16 protein-coding genes and 3 pseudogenes are annotated in these 16,934 nt (G+C 72.7%); 10 read left to right on the top strand and 9 right to left on the bottom strand.

The features are described from left to right. Window positions 1-22: 22 nt before the first annotated feature. The 4 genes from QUE38_RS16595 to QUE38_RS16580 are packed head-to-tail and all read right to left on the bottom strand — an operon-like array spanning window position 23 to window position 1,339. Window positions 23-415: an SURF1 family cytochrome oxidase biogenesis protein gene (locus QUE38_RS16595; RefSeq protein ID WP_350227655.1), complete on the bottom strand. Its 393-nt coding sequence runs from the start codon at window positions 413-415 to the stop codon at window positions 23-25. After that, window positions 412-855 carry an SURF1 family protein gene (locus QUE38_RS16590; protein ID WP_286309423.1) on the bottom strand — a complete coding sequence of 148 codons (444 nt, stop codon included), beginning with the start codon at window positions 853-855 and terminating at the stop codon, window positions 412-414. Before QUE38_RS16590 ends, QUE38_RS16595 begins: the two co-directional genes overlap by 4 nt. Further along, window positions 852-1,118 carry a hypothetical protein gene (locus tag QUE38_RS16585; protein WP_433996979.1) on the bottom strand — a complete coding sequence of 89 codons (267 nt, stop codon included), beginning with the start codon at window positions 1,116-1,118 and terminating at the stop codon, window positions 852-854. The genes QUE38_RS16590 and QUE38_RS16585 overlap by 4 nt, the downstream gene beginning before the upstream one ends. Next, window positions 1,118-1,339, bottom strand: a complete 222-nt coding sequence (locus QUE38_RS16580) for a DUF3099 domain-containing protein (protein ID WP_286309421.1) — start codon at window positions 1,337-1,339, stop codon at window positions 1,118-1,120. Before QUE38_RS16580 ends, QUE38_RS16585 begins: the two co-directional genes overlap by 1 nt. Before the next feature lie 167 nt (window positions 1,340-1,506). On the opposite strand from QUE38_RS16580, the gene QUE38_RS16575 reads away from it, so the two are divergent. Further along, complete coding sequence (locus QUE38_RS16575; RefSeq protein WP_286309420.1) at window positions 1,507-2,217, top strand: beta-ketoacyl-ACP reductase; 711 nt, start codon at window positions 1,507-1,509, stop codon at window positions 2,215-2,217. Window positions 2,218-2,292: 75 nt separating this feature from the next. On the opposite strand, the gene serB is transcribed toward QUE38_RS16575, so the two are convergent. Together serB and QUE38_RS16565 are read right to left on the bottom strand one after the other, a co-directional pair. Next, a complete protein-coding gene (gene serB, locus QUE38_RS16570; protein WP_286309419.1) occupies window positions 2,293-2,958 on the bottom strand; it encodes a phosphoserine phosphatase SerB in 666 nt (221 codons plus the stop codon). 1 nt (window position 2,959) lies between these two features. Beyond that, window positions 2,960-4,205 (bottom strand): annotated as a pseudogene (locus QUE38_RS16565) (glucose-1-phosphate adenylyltransferase). A gap of 82 nt (window positions 4,206-4,287) precedes the next feature. Here QUE38_RS16565 and glgA point away from each other — a divergent pair. From glgA to QUE38_RS16550, 3 genes are all read left to right on the top strand, one after another. After that, window positions 4,288-5,481, top strand: a complete 1,194-nt coding sequence (gene glgA, locus QUE38_RS16560; protein WP_286309418.1) for a glycogen synthase — start codon at window positions 4,288-4,290, stop codon at window positions 5,479-5,481. 65 nt (window positions 5,482-5,546) lie between these two features. After that, window positions 5,547-6,332 carry an ABC transporter ATP-binding protein gene (locus tag QUE38_RS16555; protein WP_286309417.1) on the top strand — a complete coding sequence of 262 codons (786 nt, stop codon included), beginning with the start codon at window positions 5,547-5,549 and terminating at the stop codon, window positions 6,330-6,332. Between the two features lie 109 nt (window positions 6,333-6,441). Beyond that, on the top strand, window positions 6,442-6,693 hold the full coding sequence (locus QUE38_RS16550; RefSeq protein ID WP_286309416.1) for a type B 50S ribosomal protein L31: 252 nt from the start codon (window positions 6,442-6,444) through the stop codon (window positions 6,691-6,693). A 92-nt stretch (window positions 6,694-6,785) separates the two neighbouring features. On the opposite strand, the gene QUE38_RS16545 is transcribed toward QUE38_RS16550, so the two are convergent. After that, on the bottom strand, window positions 6,786-7,484 hold the full coding sequence (locus QUE38_RS16545) for a 3'-5' exonuclease (protein WP_350227497.1): 699 nt from the start codon (window positions 7,482-7,484) through the stop codon (window positions 6,786-6,788). A gap of 97 nt (window positions 7,485-7,581) precedes the next feature. Here QUE38_RS16545 and QUE38_RS16540 point away from each other — a divergent pair. Beyond that, window positions 7,582-8,498, top strand: a pseudogene (locus QUE38_RS16540) (alpha/beta fold hydrolase). Continuing rightward, window positions 8,495-9,676: a glycosyltransferase family 4 protein gene (locus tag QUE38_RS16535; protein ID WP_286309415.1), complete on the top strand. Its 1,182-nt coding sequence runs from the start codon at window positions 8,495-8,497 to the stop codon at window positions 9,674-9,676. Before QUE38_RS16540 ends, QUE38_RS16535 begins: the two are co-directional and overlap by 4 nt. A gap of 12 nt (window positions 9,677-9,688) precedes the next feature. Here the strand turns inward: QUE38_RS16535 and QUE38_RS16530 are convergent, their stop codons facing one another. Next, window positions 9,689-10,537 (bottom strand): Sir2 family NAD-dependent protein deacetylase, encoded by an 849-nt coding sequence (locus tag QUE38_RS16530; RefSeq protein WP_286309414.1) that lies wholly within the window; start codon window positions 10,535-10,537, stop codon window positions 9,689-9,691. Between the two features lie 94 nt (window positions 10,538-10,631). Here QUE38_RS16530 and QUE38_RS16525 point away from each other — a divergent pair. Both QUE38_RS16525 and QUE38_RS16520 read left to right on the top strand, forming a co-directional pair. Beyond that, a pseudogene (locus QUE38_RS16525) lies at window positions 10,632-11,464 on the top strand (TrmH family RNA methyltransferase). A gap of 4 nt (window positions 11,465-11,468) precedes the next feature. Further along, window positions 11,469-12,761, top strand: coding sequence for a D-alanyl-D-alanine carboxypeptidase family protein (locus QUE38_RS16520; RefSeq protein ID WP_286309413.1), 1,293 nt, complete (start codon window positions 11,469-11,471; stop codon window positions 12,759-12,761). On the opposite strand, the gene QUE38_RS16515 is transcribed toward QUE38_RS16520, so the two are convergent. Next, complete coding sequence (locus QUE38_RS16515) at window positions 12,716-13,528, bottom strand: SGNH/GDSL hydrolase family protein (RefSeq protein WP_286309412.1); 813 nt, start codon at window positions 13,526-13,528, stop codon at window positions 12,716-12,718. The genes QUE38_RS16520 and QUE38_RS16515 overlap by 46 nt on opposite strands. A gap of 80 nt (window positions 13,529-13,608) precedes the next feature. Here QUE38_RS16515 and QUE38_RS16510 point away from each other — a divergent pair, with 80 nt between their 5' ends. After that, a complete protein-coding gene (locus QUE38_RS16510) occupies window positions 13,609-15,441 on the top strand; it encodes a DEAD/DEAH box helicase (protein WP_433996925.1) in 1,833 nt (610 codons plus the stop codon). A 25-nt stretch (window positions 15,442-15,466) separates the two neighbouring features. Next, entirely contained in the window at window positions 15,467-16,918 is a 1,452-nt protein-coding gene (locus QUE38_RS16505; RefSeq protein WP_286309410.1) for an MFS transporter, read from the top strand. Window positions 16,919-16,934 lie beyond the last annotated feature (16 nt).

The raw sequence follows: 16,934 nt of genomic DNA, 5'->3' as shown, positions 1-16,934 counted from the left end.
CCCCGGGGCGACGCTCCGCCCGTCAGCGCGTGCCGTCGAGGATGCCGTCCTCGACCTCGTCGTCGCTGGGCGCGCGGCGCCGCGGACGGGGCTGGGGTTCGGGCGTCTCGGCCTCGTCGTCGTCGAGGGTGAGCGCGCGCCGCTCCTGGCGCGCCGCCCAGCCGAGGCCGATGAACGCCATGAGCGCGAACACGAACCACTGGAACGCGTACGACAGGTGCGGGCCTTCGTCGCGCACCGGGCGGGTCGCGGGCAGCGGCGGTTCGTTCGCCTCTGCGCCCGACTGCACGAGCAGTCCGTACGCGCCCGTGTACGCGGGCGCGTCGACGCGATCGGCGAGCTCGTCGAGGTCGATGGTCGCGAGCAGCTCGTCGGTCGAGCTGCGCCCGGCGATGACGTCCTCGCCGGCCTTCAGCCGAGCGGCGACCTCGACCCGGCCGTCGGGAACGGGGGCACGTCGACCGCGGTGCCGTCGACCGGCGCGCTCACCCAGCCGCGGTCGATCATGAACACGGTGCCGTCGTCGAGACGGAACGGCGTGATCACCTCGTACCCGGTCGCGCCGGAGTAGGGCCGGTTGCGCACGAGCACCTCCTCCTCGGGCATCCACTCGCCGCTCACCGCCACGGGCAGCCACTTGAGGTCCTCGTCGAACTCGCCCGGCTCGGGCAGCGCCTCGTCGATCGCGACGGGCTCGGCGTCGTAGTTCGCGTCGATCCGCGAGACCTCGGTCAGCGCCTCGGCGCGTCGCGCGAGCTGCCACGCGCCCAGGCAGCAGCAGACGATCGCGAACACGACCGTCAGTGCCAGGTACCCCGCCCAGCGCCTGCTGAGCAGGAACCCCCAGTCGCTCACCGCGTCTCCGCCGTCGTGTCGTCGTCGGGCAGCGGAGCGTCGTCAGGCACGCGAGCGTCCTCGAGCGGGGAGACCTCGAGCGGGAAGTCGCGCGCGGCGAGGAAGTCGCGCAGGAAACCGACGTGCTCGTCGCAGGCGAGCCACGTCTTCCGCCGATCCTCGGCGTGGATGCGCGGATTGCGCCAGTCGATGCGGTGCGTCGCGTGCTCGCGGCATCCGGCCCTCGAGCAGGTCTGCACGTCCGCGGGGGCGTCCAGTCCGATCACGGCGTCTCGTCCGTCCGCTCGCGCGGCGCCGTCGGCAGGATCGCGCCGGGCCGCTCCACGGCACCCGGCCGCGACATGTTCACGTTCGCGAGCACGACCGCGACGTAGGGCAGGAAGATCGCGCCGGCGGCGCAGACCGCGAGCCACCAGCCCTCGGCCCAGATCATGCACACGACGCAGACGACGCGGATCGACATGGCGATCGTGTACTTGCGCATGCGCGATCGCCGCTCGTCGTCGGGAGACTGGGGGAGCGCGGTGACCGATTGCGGATGCTTCATCATGATGTGCGGGGCGAGAGCCCCTCCCTCAAGGGTACGTCCGTCGGAGCGCATGGGTGACGCCCTATGCTGAGACGCGGCCCGCACCCGAGGAACGGAGAACCATGACCGACAGCCGCACCGTACTCGTGACCGGAGGCAACCGGGGCATCGGCTACGCCATCGCCCAGCGCTTCGTCGAGCTGGGGCACCGCGTCGCCGTGACCGCCCGCTCGGGCGAGGGCCCCGAGGGCACGCTCACCGTGCGCGCCGACGTCACCGACCAGGCCTCCGTCGACGCCGCCTTCACCGAGGTCGAGCAGCAGCTCGGGCCGGTCGAGGTGCTCGTCGCGAACGCGGGCGTCACGCGCGACATGCTGCTCATGCGCATGAGCGAGGACGACTTCACGAGCGTCGTCGACACCAACCTCACCGGCACCTTCCGCGTCGTCAAGCGCGCGTCGAAGGGCATGCTCAAGGGCCGCTACGGCCGCATCGTGCTCATCTCGAGCGTCGTCGGCCTGTACGGTTCGGCCGGCCAGGTGAACTACGCCTCGTCGAAGTCGGCGCTCGTCGGCTTCGCCCGCTCGGTCACGCGCGAGCTCGGCGGCCGCGGCATCACCGCCAACGTCGTCGCGCCCGGGTTCATCGAGACCGACATGACCGCCGCGCTCCCCGAGGAGCAGCAGGCGCAGTACAAGGCGAACATCCCCGCGGGCCGGTTCGCGACGCCCGACGAGGTCGCGCGCGTGGTCTCCTGGGTCGCGAGCGACGACGCCGGCTACGTGTCCGGCGCGGTCATCCCGGTCGACGGCGGCCTCGGCATGGGGCACTGACCCCGGCGCGACCCATGCGGTGAGGGCGAGCGGATGCCCCTGAGGCCACGCGCGCCCACCGGCATCCGCTCGGGTTCAGCCGCGCAGGCCGAGCAGCGCGAGCACCGTCGAGAGGTCCGCCTCGTCGATCGCGACGTCGGCCCGCGCGCGCACGACCGGCTTCGCGCGGAACGCGACGCCGAGCGCCGCGGCGCCGAGCATCTGCAGGTCGTTCGCGCCGTCGCCGACCGCGATCGCGCGCGACGCGTCGAGGCCGGCCGCAGCCGTCCACTCGTGCAGCGCCCGCTCCTTCGCGGCCGCGTCGACGATGTCGCCCGTCACGCGGCCCGTGAGCACGCCGTCCTGCACCTCGAGCCGGTTCGCCCGGCAGTGGTCGAGCCCGAGCCGCTCGGCGATCGGGTCGAGCAGCTCGTGGAACCCGCCCGAGACCACGCCGACGCGTCCGCCGCGCTCGTGCACGCGGTCGACGAGCTCCTGCGCGCCCCGGGTGACCTCGACCCGCGTGCGCACCTCGTCGAGCGCTGCGACGGGCAGGCCGGCGAGCGTCGCGACCCGTTCGCGCAGGCTCGCCGCGAAGTCGAGCTCGCCGCGCATGGCCCGCTCGGTCACGTCGGCGACGTGCGCGCGCGTGCCCGCGGCATCCGCGATCAGCTCGATCGCCTCGTCGACGAGCAGCGTCGAGTCGGCGTCGAGCACGACGACGAACGCGGCGCCCGCGCGCCGCTCGGTGCCGTCGGTCACGTCAGCCCGCTCGCCTGACGCGCGAGCCCTTGCCGACGACGGTGATGCCGCTCGGGGTCACGATGAACCCGCGTGAGCGGTCGAGCTCGGGCTCGACGCCCACCTGCGCGCCGGCCTCGACGACCACGTCCTTGTCGAGGATGGCGCGACGCACGGTCGCACCGGCCTCGATGCTCGCACGGTCGAACACGATCGAGTCGGCCACGTGGGCGCCCGAGCCGACGGTCGCCCACGGCCCGAGCACGCTGCGCTCGACGTGCGCGCCCGAGATGACCGAGCCGAGCGAGACGATCGAGTCGATCATCGTGCCGAGCGTGCCGCGCGCGTCGCGGGTGAACTTCGCCGGCGGCGAGTTGAGCTGCTGGCTGAAGATCGGCCACTCGCGGTTGTACAGGTTGAACACCGGCAGCACCGAGATGAGGTCCTGGTGCGCCTCGAAGAACGAGTCGATCGTCCCGACGTCGCGCCAGTAGTAGCGGTCGCGGTCGGTCGAGCCGGGCACCGAGTTGCCGCGCAGGTCGTAGACGCCGGCGCGACCCTGCGAGACGAACGCCGGCACGATGTCGCCGCCCATGTCGTGGTTCGAGTCGGTGAGCTCGCCGTCGCGCAGCACCGCGTCGATGAGGGCGTCGGCGTTGAAGACGTAGTTGCCCATCGAGGCGAGCACCTCGTGCGGGGCGTCGGGCAGGCCCTGCGGGTCCTTCGGCTTCTCGAGGAACCGGTTGATGCGCCCGGGGTGCGCGTCGTCGACCTCGATGACGCCGAACTGGTCGGCGAGCGAGATCGGCTGGCGGATGGCCGCGACCGTCGCGTCGAGCCCCGACTCGATGTGCGCGTCGATCATCTGGCGGAAGTCCATGCGGTAGACGTGGTCGGCGCCGACCACGACGATGATGTCGGGGTTCTCGTCGTGGATGAGGTTGAGGCTCTGCAGGATCGCATCCGCCGAGCCGGAGAACCACCGCTTGCCGAGCCGCTGCTGCGCGGGCACGGACGCCACGTACGAGTTGAGGAGACCGCTCAGGCGCCAGGTCTGGGAGACGTGGCGGTCGAGGCTGTGCGACTTGTACTGGGTCAGCACGACGATCTGGGTGAGACCCGAGTTGATGAGGTTCGACAGCGCGAAGTCGATGAGCCGGTACTGGCCGCCGAACGGCACCGCGGGCTTGGCCCGATCCTCCGTGAGCGGCATGAGCCGCTTCCTCGCCGCCTGCGAGAACGATGCCGAAGATCTTGCGCGGGGTCATGGCCCCAGCGTAGTCAGGTCGTCGCCCGAACCGTAGGGGTTTGACGACGGATGTCGCAATGCGACTGCGCTAGGTTGGCGACATGCGCGTGGACCTGATGACTCGTGAGTATCCGCCGGAGGTCTACGGGGGCGCCGGCGTGCACGTCGCCGAGCTCGTGCGAGCCCTGCGGCGCGACATCGACGTGACCGTGCGGTGCTTCGGCGCACCCCGCGACGAACCCGACACCGTGGCGTACGCGGTACCGGGCGGGCTCGAGCGGGCCAACCCGGCGATCAGCACGCTCGGCGTCGACCTGGCGATGGCGCAGGATGCCGGTGAGGCCGACGTCGTGCACTCCCACACCTGGTACGCGAACTCCGCCGGGCACCTCGCGAAGCTGCTGCACGGTGCCCCGCACGTCGTCACCGCGCACAGCCTCGAGCCGCTCCGGCCCTGGAAGGCCGAGCAGCTGGGCGGCGGCTACCGCGTCTCGAGCTGGGCGGAGCGCACGGCCTTCGAGTCCGCCGACGCGGTGATCGCGGTGAGCGAGGGGATGCGGCGCGACATCCTGCGCAGCTACCCGGCGCTCGACCCCGCCGACGTGCGCGTCGTCTACAACGGCATCGACCTCGAGCGCTGGACGCCGCGCGACGATCCCGACGCCGTGCGTGCGCTCGGCATCGACCCCGACCGCCGCTCGGTCGTGTTCGTCGGGCGCATCACGCGGCAGAAGGGCCTGCCGTACCTGCTCCGCGCGGCGCGGGCGCTGCCCGCCGACGTGCAGCTCGTGCTCTGCGCCGGCGCGCCCGACACGCCCGAGATCATGGCGGAGGTCACCGGGCTCGTCGAGGAGCTCCGCGCCGAGCGCGACGGCGTGGTCTGGATCGAGCGGCTGCTGCCGCAGCCCGAACTCTCCGCGGTGCTGAGCGCGGGCACGACGTTCGTGTGCCCATCGGTGTACGAGCCGCTCGGCATCGTGAACCTCGAGGCCATGGCCTGCGGCATCGCGGTCGTCGGCACGGCCACCGGGGGCATCCCCGAGGTCGTCGACGACGGGGTCACCGGTCGGCTCGTGCCGATCGAGCAGGTGCAGGACGGCACGGGCACCCCGGTCGACCCCGACCGGTTCGTCGCCGACCTCGCCGCGACGCTGACCGAGGTGGTCGACGACCCGGCCCGCGCCGCGGAGTACGGTCGCGCCGGGCGAGAGCGTGCCGAGCGCCAGTTCGACTGGGCCGCCATCGCGGATCGCACCCGCGAGATCTACGCCGAGGTGCTGGCCGCATCCGGCTGACCCGGGCATCCACCGACCCCTCCCGGCGGCACGGACCACCCGCGCGGGATGGATAGCATTGAGGCATGGCGACCACCGTGCTCCAGCTCACCGACGTCTCGGTCGTCCGAGACGGCAACACCATCCTCGACGGCGTGGACTGGACGGTGGAGTCGGACCAGCGGTGGGTCGTCCTCGGCCCGAACGGCGCCGGGAAGACCACGCTGCTGCAGATCGCCGCAGCCGCCATGCACCCCTCGTCGGGCACCGCGGAGATCCTCCAGGAGCAGCTCGGCAAGGTCGACGTGTTCGAGCTGCGCCCCATGATCGGCTTCGCCTCCACGGCGATGGCCCGCAAGGTGCCCAAGAACGAGACGGTGCTCGACGTCGTGCTCACCGCGGCGTACTCGGTCACCGGCCGCTGGAACGAGGAGTACGAGGACATCGACACCCGCCGCGCGCAGCGCGTGCTGTCGGAGTGGAAGCTCGACGAGCTCGCCGACCGCCGCTTCGGCAGCCTGAGCGACGGCGAGCAGAAGCGCGTGCAGATCGCCCGCTCGGTCATGACCGATCCCGAACTGCTGCTGCTCGACGAGCCCGCCGCGAGCCTCGACCTGGGTGCCCGCGAGGAGCTCGTGCACCTGCTCGGCGGGTACGCGAGCTCGACGGCCGCCCCGGCGATCGTCATGGTCACCCACCACGTCGAGGAGATCCCGAACGGGTTCACCCACGCCATGCTCCTCGCCGACGGCGGCGTCGTGCAGGCCGGGCCGCTCGAGGAGACCCTCACGGGGGAGCACCTCTCGCGCGCGTTCGGCATGGACATCACGCTCGAGGAGCGCGACGGGCGCTACTTCGCGCGCGCCGAGTGACGGGCATCCGGCCCGAATCTGCTAAGATCGATAGCTGGCCCCGACGGGCCCACACGCTTCTGCGCCGTTCCGGCGGCAGATCCCCGCAATCCACCAGCAAGGAACACTGATGAAGACTGACATCCACCCCGACTACGCTCCGGTGGTCTTCCGCGACCTCTCGTCGGGTGCGACGTTCCTCACCCGTTCGACCGTCTCGAGCGACAAGACGATCGAGTGGGAGGACGGCAACACCTACCCGGTCATCGACGTCGAGATCTCCTCGGCCTCGCACCCGTTCTACACGGGCAAGCAGCGCATCCTCGACTCGGCCGGCCGCGTCGAGAAGTTCAACCAGCGCTTCAAGAACTTCGGCAAGTAGTCACGCCGCGAAGGGCCGGGCGGTCTCGACCGCCCGGCCCTTCGGCATGCCCGGAAACGGGCGACCGGCGCGCTTGGCGGTCCGGTGGCGGCTCAGCGGAGCGGCCAGGCGCCCGACGTCGTGAACTCGGGGCTGCCGTTCGCGCGACGCCACGCCTGGTAGCTGGCGGCCTGGTCGCGCGCCCACCCGACCTGACGCGCGTGCAGCTCGGGCAGCTCGACGGCGAGCAGCTCGGGGAACGCCCCGGCGAGCGCGAGGGCGACGCGGCCCGCGGCGATGGCGTCGGCGGATGCCTCGTGCGCGGCGTCGAGGTCGACGCCGTAGTGCGCCGCGGTGACCGAGAGCGTGCGCTTGCCGCGACGGTAGCGGTCGAGCGCCTTGTCGATGACGTACGGGTCGATCACGGGGGCCGGAGCGTCGAGCGGCGGCACCGCGTACCGGCGGGCCTCGCGGTCGAGCACGGTGAGGTCGTAGGCGGCGTTGTACGCCACGAGCGGCACGCCGGTCGAGAGCAGGTGGGCGATCGCGTCGACGAGCTGCGCGACGCCCTCGTGCGCGCGCATGCCCTCGGCCCGCGCACGCGCCGTCGTGACGCCGTGGATCGCGGACGCCTCAGCGGGGATCTCCACGCCGGGATCGAGCAGCCAGTCGTGCGCGCCGATCACGTGCCCCTCGCCGTCGAGCACCCCGAGGTGCGCCGTGACGATGCGGCACGTGTCGGGATCGACGCCCGTCGTCTCCAGGTCGAACACGGCGAGTCGGTCGGTCCAGGTGCGTCGCAGGGTCTCCACGTTCGTCACCCTACGAGCGGGCGCCCACATCGACCGGTACCCACAGCGGAGTGGCGCCCGTCCGGACCCCCGCCCGCGCCCGCCTACACTGGGTGCGATGATCGTCGACTCGCCGTACGCCGCCGGGCTCCGGCGTATCCCGGTCCGGCGCCGCACCGCCACCATCGGCGGGTCCCGGATGCGCTGGTGGGACTACGGCGACCCGCACGCCGACCGCACGCTGGTGCTCGTGCACGGCTTCCGCGGCGACCACCACGGACTCGAGCCGGTCGTGGCGCAGCTCGACGGCGTGCGCATCCTCGCCCCCGACCTGCCGGGGTTCGGCGCGTCGGGTCCGCTGCCGGTGCGGCACGACATCGACGGCTACTCCCAGTGGTTGCGCGCGTTCGTCGCCCACCTCGACCTGGCCGAGCCGCCGGTGGTGCTCGGGCACTCGTTCGGCTCGATCGTGGTTTCCGCCGCGGTCGCGGGGGCCTCGAGGCATCCGCCGTCGTGCTCGTGAACCCCATCGCCGCTCCCGCCCTCGAGGGGCCCCGCGCCATGCTGACCAAGGGCGCGATCGCCTACTACCGGCTCGCCGCGCTGCTGCCCCGCGGCATGGGCTACGCGCTGCTGCGCAACCGCGCGATCGTGCGCGTGATGAGCGTCAGCATGGCGAAGACGCGCGACCGCGGGCTGCGCCGGTTCATCCACGGCCAGCACGACCGCTACTTCTCGGTGTTCCACGACCGCGACATGCTGCTCGAGGCGTTCCGCGCGAGCGTCGAGCACGACGTCTCCGACTTCGCCGACGGCATCGAGGTGCCCGTGCTGCTCGTCGCCGCCGAGCGCGACGACATCACCCCGGTCGAGGCGCAGCACCGGCTCGCCGCGCAGCTGGCCGACTCGCGCCTGCGCGTGATCGACGGCGTCGGCCACCTCATCCACTACGAGACCCCCGGCGCGGCGGCCGGCTACATCCGCGCCTTCCTCGCCGGGCTCGACGCGCGCACGGCCCGCGGGGACGCCGCGTGAGGGTCGTCGTCGACTGCCGGTACACCCGCATCGGCCGGCACGACGGCATCAGCCGGTACACGGCGGGCATCGTCACCGAGCTCGCGAAGCTGCACCCGGTGACCATGCTGATCAGCGACCGCCGGCAGCTCGACCTGCTGCCCGACCTGCCGTGGGTCGTCGTCGGCTCGCCGACGAGCGTGCTCGAGCCCTTCATCGCCCGCACGATCAACCGCATGCAGCCCGACGTCGTGTTCTCGCCCATGCAGACCATGGGCTCCTGGGGGCGCCGCTACCGCCTGCTGCTCACGCTGCACGACCTCATCTACTACGAGCACCCCACCCCGCCGCGCGACCTGCCGGCGTTCGTGCGCGTCCTCTGGCGCCTGTACCACCTCGCCTGGTGGCCGCAGCGGATGCTCCTGAATCGCGCCGATGCCGTCGTGACCGTGTCCGACACGACCGCCTCGCTGATCGCCGAGCACGACCTGACCGAGCGGCCCGTCGCGGTCGTGCCGAACGCCGCCGATGCGCTCGTCCAGGTCGAGCAGCCCAGGCGCGCGCCCACCCGGGGACGGCTCGTCTACATGGGGTCGTTCATGCCGTACAAGGGCGTGGACACGCTCGTGCGCGCCGCCGCGCGGCTGCCCGACCACGAGCTGCACCTGCTCAGCCGCGTCACGGACGCCGAGCGCCGCCGCCTCACCGCGCTCGCGCCCCAGGCGCGACTGGTCTTCCACGACGGCGTGGGCGACGCCGAGTACGGCGAGCTCCTCGCCGGAGCGACGGCGCTCGTGCACGCCTCCAACGCCGAGGGCTTCGGCATCCCGCTGGTCGAGGCGATGCGGCTCGGAACTCCCGTCGTGGTCAGCGACATCCCGATCTTCCGCGAGATCGGCGGCGACGCCGCCCGCTTCTTCGCACCCGACGACCCCGACGGGCTCGCGGCGCAGGTGCTCGCGCTCGACGCGCCGGGGGAGTGGGAGCGCCGGTCCGCCGCCGCCCTCGCGCGTGCCGAGGCGTACGGGTGGGACCGGTCGGCCGCACGACTGCTCGACCTCATGGGGGAGGTCGTCGGCGGAGGCCGTCGCCGGCGCGCGCGCTCGGCGCCGACCACGGGGTCGCTCGCTGCGATCGGGCTCGGCGGCGGCCGCTCGGCCGGGCGGCGCTCCTCGGGCAGGCGCGTCGCGGGCCGCTGAGGGCGGCCGCGCTCAGTCGCCGAGCAGGTGCCGGGCGATGCCGGTCAGCGTCTCGGTCGTGCCCGCGTCGAGCTTCACGGTCGCGCGGCTGTCGCCCTTCGTGATGCCGCGGTTGATCACGATGATCGGCATGCGCGCGCGACGCGCCTGCTCGAGCAGGCGCATGCCCGAGTTCACGACGAGCGAGGAGCCCGCCACGAGCAGCACGTCCGAGCTGCGCACGATCGATGCGGCGGCTTGGAACACGTCGGTCGGCACGAACTCGCCGAAGAACACCACGTCGGGCTTGAGGGTGCCGCCGCAGACCTCGCACTCGGGGATGACGATCGCCTCGACGTCCTCGACCTCGACGTCCCCGTCGGGCGCCAGGCGCACCGCACCGGGTCTGGCGAAGGCCGGGTTCAGCTCGTCGAGGCGGTCGGCGATGGCGAAGCGCGAGTACTGCTGGCCGCAGTCGAGGCAGACGACGCGGTCCATGCTGCCGTGCAGGTCGACCACGTGGCGACTTCCCGCACGGTGGTGCAGCCCGTCGACGTTCTGGGTGATGACGCCGGTCACGTGCCCGGCGAGCTCGAGGTCGACGAGCGCCCCGTGCCCGGCGTTCGGGGTCGCGGTGCCGAAGCTGCGCCAGCCGAGGTGGCTGCCGGCCCAGTAGCGCTTGCGCGCGAGCTCCGACGACTGGAACGCGCTGAAGGTCATCGGGTTGCGCACCGGCGCGCCCTCGCCCCGGTAGTCGGGGATGCCCGAGTCGGTGCTCACGCCCGCCCCGGTGAGCACGCCGATGCGGGCATCGCGCAGCAGCGCGAGGGCCTCGTCGAGCCCCGCGTCGCGCACGCCGTGCGTCCCCACCGCGGCACTCATGCTCGCTCGCACTCCATGCTCGCAGTCTAGACAGAACGAGTTTTCGGGAATGTTTCCGCGACTGGCAGGCTGGAGTCGACGAAAGGGGTGCGGCATGCGCGTGCAGGAGGTCGCCGACCCGGGGCATCCGCTGCTCGCCGACTACACCGACCTCACCGACGTGGCGCTGCGGTCGGTGCGCGAACCGGCCGAAGGGCTCTACATCGCCGAGTCGGCCAAGGTCATCCGCCGTGCGATCGCCGCGGGCCACCGGCCCCGTTCGGTGCTGCTCGAGCCGAAGTGGCTGCCCGACCTCGAACCCGTGCTCGCACCGCTCGACGTCGACGTGCTCGTCGCCACGCCCGCACTGGTCGAGCAGGTCACCGGCTACCGCGTGCACCGCGGCGCCCTGGCGGCCATGCACCGCCCGGCCCTCGCCGACCCCGCCGAACTGCTGGCGGATGCCCGCACCGTCGTCGTGCTCGAGGACATCGTCGACCACACCAACGTCGGCGCGGTGTTCCGCAGCGTGGCGGGCCTCGGCGCCGACGCCGTGCTCGTGACCCCGCGGTGCGCCGACCCGCTGTACCGGCGCAGCGTGCGCGTGAGCATGGGCACCGTGTTCCAGGTGCCCTGGACCCGGGTCGGGGAGTGGGATGCGACGCGCGAGGTGCTGCACGCCGCCGGATTCGACATCGCCGCCCTCGCCCTCGCCGACGACGCGACCGGGCTGCGCGAGTACGCGGGCGACCGCCCCGAGCGGGTCGCGATCCTGCTCGGCGCCGAGGGCGACGGGCTCAGCCGGCACGCGGTGCACGCGGCCGACCGGGTCGTGACGATCCCCATGGCGCACGGCGTGGACTCCTCAACGTCGCCGCCGCGGGCGCGGTGGCGCTCTACGCGCTCTCCACCGCTGCGCCGGACGCCGGGGCGACCCGGCTAGGCTGACGCGGTGCCGCAGTCCCCACGTCCGTCCCGACGCGTCTACCGTCGCAGGCGCATCGTCGTGTTCGGCGTGCTCGCCCTGTTCGTCGCCGCGGTCACCGCCGGGGGCGTCTACACCGCCGACGCGCTGAACGCCGAGGTGCCGGAGGTCGCCGCGACCGTGTCGGTGCCCGAGGTCGCCGCCGCGCCCGCGGTCGAGCTCGACGCCCCCGAGGTCGCCGCCTACGCGATCGGCGAGCTCGACGACGACGAACTGCTCGCGGCATCCGACGCCGACGAGTCCGTGCCGATCGCGAGCATCACGAAGGTGGTCACCGCGCTCGTCGTGCTCGACGCCAGGCCGCTCGGCGCCGACGAACAGGGGCCCGCCATCTCGTACACCGCGGCCGACGTGCAGATCTACTGGCAGACCATCGCCGAGAACGGGTCGAACGCCCCGGTCTACGAGGGGTCGACGCTCAGCCAGCGGCAGAGCCTCGAGGCGGTCATGCTGCCGTCGGCGAACAACTACGCCAAGTCGCTCGCCATCTGGGCGTACGGCTCCGAGCAGGCGTACCTCGACGCGGCACGCGACTGGCTCGACGCGAACGGCCTGCACGACACGGTGGTGGTCGACACGAGCGGGCTCTCGCCCGACTCCCGCAGCACCCCGCGCGACCTCGTCGAGCTGGGCCGCCTGGCCCTGCAGAGTCCGGCGCTCGCGCAGATCGTGGCGCAGGAGCAGTCCGAACTGCCCGCCGTCGGCCTCATCGAGAACACGAACGAACTGCTCGGCACGCACGGCGTCGACGGCATCAAGACCGGCACGACCGTCGAGGCCGGCGCCTGCCTGCTGTTCTCGGGCGATTACGAGGTCGGCTCGCGCACGGTCACGCTCGTGGGCGTCGCGCTCGGCGCCGACACGCACCCCGAGCTGAACGAGGAGATCGCCGGGCTGCTCGACACGACCGCCGCGGGCTTCCACGAGGTCGACGTGATCGACGCGGGCGACGAGTTCGCGTCCTACGCCACGGCGTGGGGCGACCGGGCCGTGGCGCGCGCCGACGGCGAGGCATCCGTGCTGGTCTGGAGCGACACCCCGATCACCGTCGAGGTCGACGCGCGGCCGCTCGCCCTCGCCGCCGACGGCGCGGACGCGGGCAGCATCACCGTGGTCGCCGGCGACGAGGTCGTCGAGGTGCCCCTCACGCTCGACGGCGACCTCGAGGACCCGGGCACCTGGTGGCGCCTGTCGAACCCCGGTGGGCTCGACCCTCAGTCGTCGGCGCGCGTCCTCGAACCGGCGGGGTCGGCGGAGTAGGGACCGGCCTCGGGACGCTTCGCCCTGACCAGGTCGCCCGACGACTGGTGGCGGATGCGGCGGACCACCCACGGCACGAGGTACTCGCGCGCCCACTGGAGGTCCTCGACGCGCGCCTGCCGCCAGCGCCGCAGTTCGAGCGGCTCGGGCTGCATGGGCTCCAGGTCGTTCTCGACGTTCAGCGCCTCGAGCACCATGCGCGCGACCGTGTGGTGGCCGAGCTCGTTCAGGTGCAGGCGGTCGGGCGCCCACATGCGCTGGTCCTGGATCTCGTGCAGCGCCCACTGGTCGGCCACGATGCAGTCGTGGGCGGCCGCGATCGAGCGCAGGTTCTCGTTGTAGATCGCGACCTTGCCGCGGATGCCCCGGAAGACCGGCGAGAAGCCCACATCGACGCCCGTGAACAGCACGATCGTCGCGCGATCGCGGCTGAGCCGCTGGATGGCGTACTCGAAGCGGCTCGAGATCTCGTCGGGGTCGGTGCCGGGGCGGATCACGTCGTTGCCGCCCGCCGAGATGGTGATCAGGTCGGGGCGGAGCGCGAGGGCCGGCTCGACCTGCTCGTCGATGATCTGCTGGATCAGCCGGCCCCGGATGGCGAGGTTCGCGTAGGCGAAGTCGTCGCTGCCGCGCGCGAGCACCTCCGCCACGCGGTCGGCCCAGCCGCGGTGCCCACCGGGCACGCCCGGCTCCGGATCGCCGATGCCCTCGGTGAAGGAATCGCCGATCGCCACGTACCGCGACCACGGATGCTGCTGGGTGACCATGCGTCCCATTCTGCCGTCCACACGAGCCCCCGGGCGCAGCGCGCTCGCATGCGCGCAGCGGATTCGGAGCGTGTCACCGGATGCCGGTAGATTCTCGTCGAGTGAGCACAGCGACCCCACCCGGACACCTGCCCGGCACGTCGGCCGCCGAGCACCTCTCACCCTCGTTCCCCGAGCGCGCCGCCTGGGGCACCGCGAGCAAGCTGCGCGCCTGGCAGGCCGAAGCGCTCGACCGCTACCTCGAGGCCATGCCGCGCGACTTCCTCGCCGCAGCGACGCCCGGCGCCGGCAAGACGACGTTCGCGCTGCGCCTGGCAGCCGAGCTGCGCGCGCGGCACGAGATCGACCGCATCACGGTCGTGGCGCCCACCGACCACCTCAAGCGCCAGTGGGCGGACGCGGCCGCCCGCGCGGGCATCCGACTCGACCCCGGGTTCCGCAACGCGCACGGCAGCCAGGCCCGGCACTTCCACGGGGTGGCCGTCACCTACGCGCAGGTCGCGATGCGGCCGGCCCTGCACCGCGAGCTCACGCTCTCGGGGCGCACGCTCGTGATCCTCGACGAGGTGCACCACGGCGGCGACACGCTCAGCTGGGGCGACGCGATCCGCGAGGCGTTCGAGCGCGCGACGAAGCGGCTGTCGCTGACGGGCACGCCGTTCCGCTCCGACACCGCGCCCATCCCGTTCGTCGATTACGCGCCCGACGCGCAGGGCGTGCGCGTCTCGCGCACCGACTACGACTACGGCTACGGCCGGGCCCTCGCCGACGGCGTCGTGCGCCCCGTCATCTTCATGGTCTACGCCGGCCACATGCGCTGGCGCACGAGCGCGGGCGACGAGATGGAGGCGCGCCTCGGCGAGGACAACACGAAGGACATCACGTCCGCCGCGTGGCGCACCGCGCTCGAGCCGTCCGGCGACTGGATCCCCGCGGTGCTCCAGGCCGCGAACCGTCGACTGACCGAGGTGCGGCACGCGATTCCGGATGCCGGTGGGCTGGTGATCGCCACCGACCAGTCGACCGCGCGGGCCTACGCGGCCATCCTCGAGCAGATCGCGGGGGAGCCGGTCACGGTCGTGCTCTCCGACGAGAGCGAGGCGAGCGCGCGGATCGAGCAGTTCTCGGCCGGCACGCAGCGTTGGATGGTCGCCGTGCGCATGGTGTCGGAGGGCGTCGACGTGCCGCGCCTCGCGGTGGGCGTCTACGCGACGTCCGCGTCGACGCCGCTCTTCTTCGCGCAGGCGATCGGCCGCTTCGTGCGCGCCCGGCGTCGCGGCGAGACCGCCTCGGTGTTCCTCCCGAACGTGCCCGGGCTCATGGGACTCGCGAGCGAGCTCGAGAAGCAGCGCGACCACGCGCTCGACCGCCGCACGGGCGATGACGACGATCCGGGGCTCGACGACGGGCTGCTCGACGCCGCGAACCGCGAGGACAAGGCCTCCGACGAGCTCGCGTCGGAGTGGACGTACGAGGCGCTCGGCTCGAGCGCCACCTTCGACCGCGCGCTGTACGACGGCACCGAGTTCGGCACGCTCGCCGAGCCGGGCAGCGACGAGGAGCTCGACTTCATCGGCATCCCCGGGCTGCTCGAACCGGAACAGGTCTCCGACCTGCTGCGACACCGCCAGGCCAGGCAGGAACGGCGGGCCCGGCACCGGCGACGCTCGGGCGAGGCATCCGCCCCCGCCACCGAGCCCGAGCAGCCGGTCGCGCTCTACCGCACGCTGAAGGAGCAGCGCACGCTGCTCAACAGCCTCGTCGGCATGTGGTCGAAGCTGTCGGGCGAGCCGCACAGGCTCATCCACGCCGAGCTGCGGCGCCGATGCGGCGGGCCGGAGGTCGCGAAGGCCAGCGTCACGCAGCTCCAGTCGCGCATCGACCTGCTGCGATCACGACTCTCGTCGCACTGACGCCCGCCGCGGCTAGGGTGAGCACGTGAGCCGATCCACCCGGGTGCTCGTCGTCGCGGTCATCGTGTCGTTCTGCGCGTTCCTCGACGGCGCGATCACGAACGTGGCCCTGCCCGCCATCTCCGAGGAGATGGGCGGGGGCCTCGTGCTGCAGCAGTGGGTGGTCGACGCGTACCTGCTCACCCTCGGGTCGCTCATCCTCATCGCCGGGTCGCTCTCGGACTCGTTCGGGCGGCTGCGCATCATCCGCATCGGGCTGTACGGGTTCGGGGTCACGTCGCTGCTCTGCGCCGTCGCACCCACGGGGGAGATCCTCGTCGTCGCGCGCGCACTGCAGGGGGCGGCCGGCGCCCTGCTCGTGCCGAGTTCGCTCGCGCTCATCGTCTCGACGTTCTCCGGCGCCGAGCAGGGGCGCGCCATCGGCCGCTGGACGGCGTGGACCACGTCGGCGTTCCTCGTCGGGCCGCTCCTCGGCGGGCTGCTCGTGGATGCGGTGTCGTGGCGGCTCATCTTCGCGATCAACATCCTGCCGATCGTGGCCGTGCTCGTGCTCATGCGTCCGCTGGGGCGCGACGAGCCGCTGCTCGACCGGCCCCGCGTCGACTGGCTCGGCGCCGTGCTCGGCGTGGTCGGGCTGGGCGGCACGGTGTTCGCGCTCATCGAGCAGGGCCGGTTCGGCTGGGGCTCGCCAGTGATCCTCGTGCCCTTCGTCGCCGGCGTCGTCGCGCTCGTGCTCTTCATCTGGTGGGAGGGGCGGGTCACGGCCCCCATGCTGCCGCTCGCGCTGTTCCGCGCGTGCAACTTCGCGGTCGGCAACCTGTCGACGTGGTTCGTCTATGCGGGGTTCGCGCTCGGGCCGTTCGCCATCACGATCTTCGTGCAGGAGATCGGCGGGTACACGGCGTTCCAGGCCGGCCTCGCGACGCTGCCGCCGACCATCATGCTCGTGCTGCTCGGGTCGTGGTTCGGCGGGCTCTCCGGACGGTTCGGCCCCCGCCTGTTCATGGCGGTCGGGCCCCTCGTCGCCGCCGTCGGCTTCCTGCTCACGCTCGCGGTCGACGCCGACGCGTTCTACTGGACCCAGTTCTTCCCGGGCGTGCTGCTGCTCGGGCTCGGCATGGCGATCACGGTCGCGCCGCTGACGTCGGCGATCCTGGGCGCGGTCGACCCGTCGCACGCGGGCATCGGCTCGGCCGTGAACAACGCGATCGCACGCATCGCGGGACTCGTGGCGGTCGCGCTCTCGGGCGTGATCGTCGGCAGTGCACTCGACGTCGTCGGCTACCACCGCGCGGCGATCGCCACCGCGATCATGCTCGCGATCGGCGGCGTCATCTCGGCGCTCGGCATCACGAACCGCCCGGAACCGGTGCGGGTCGAGGCGCTGGTGGCGGATGCCGCGGAGGGGCCCGCCACCGGACCGACGTCGCTTCCCCCGACGCCCGCTGCAGACCCGCCCGACGCCCCACGACCCTGATCCGCCCGACCCGACG

Origin of the sequence: Agromyces mangrovi, from assembly GCF_030296695.1 — a bacterium.
Lineage (GTDB): Bacteria > Actinomycetota > Actinomycetes > Actinomycetales > Microbacteriaceae > Agromyces > Agromyces mangrovi.
This window is presented reverse-complemented; position numbering and strand designations above follow the sequence as displayed.

Coding starts and splice junctions, on each gene's coding strand:
- QUE38_RS16580 (WP_286309421.1), bottom strand. CDS start 1,339: ATGCGCAAGTACACGATCGCCATGTCGATCCGCGTCGTCTGCGTCGTG.
- QUE38_RS16575 (WP_286309420.1), top strand. CDS start 1,507: ATGACCGACAGCCGCACCGTACTCGTGACCGGAGGCAACCGGGGCATC.
- QUE38_RS16555 (WP_286309417.1), top strand. CDS start 5,547: ATGGCGACCACCGTGCTCCAGCTCACCGACGTCTCGGTCGTCCGAGAC.
- QUE38_RS16510 (WP_433996925.1), top strand. CDS start 13,609: ATGCCGGTAGATTCTCGTCGAGTGAGCACAGCGACCCCACCCGGACAC.
- glgA (WP_286309418.1), top strand. CDS start 4,288: ATGCGCGTGGACCTGATGACTCGTGAGTATCCGCCGGAGGTCTACGGG.
- QUE38_RS16530 (WP_286309414.1), bottom strand. CDS start 10,537: ATGAGTGCCGCGGTGGGGACGCACGGCGTGCGCGACGCGGGGCTCGAC.
- QUE38_RS16550 (WP_286309416.1), top strand. CDS start 6,442: ATGAAGACTGACATCCACCCCGACTACGCTCCGGTGGTCTTCCGCGAC.
- QUE38_RS16515 (WP_286309412.1), bottom strand. CDS start 13,528: ATGGTCACCCAGCAGCATCCGTGGTCGCGGTACGTGGCGATCGGCGAT.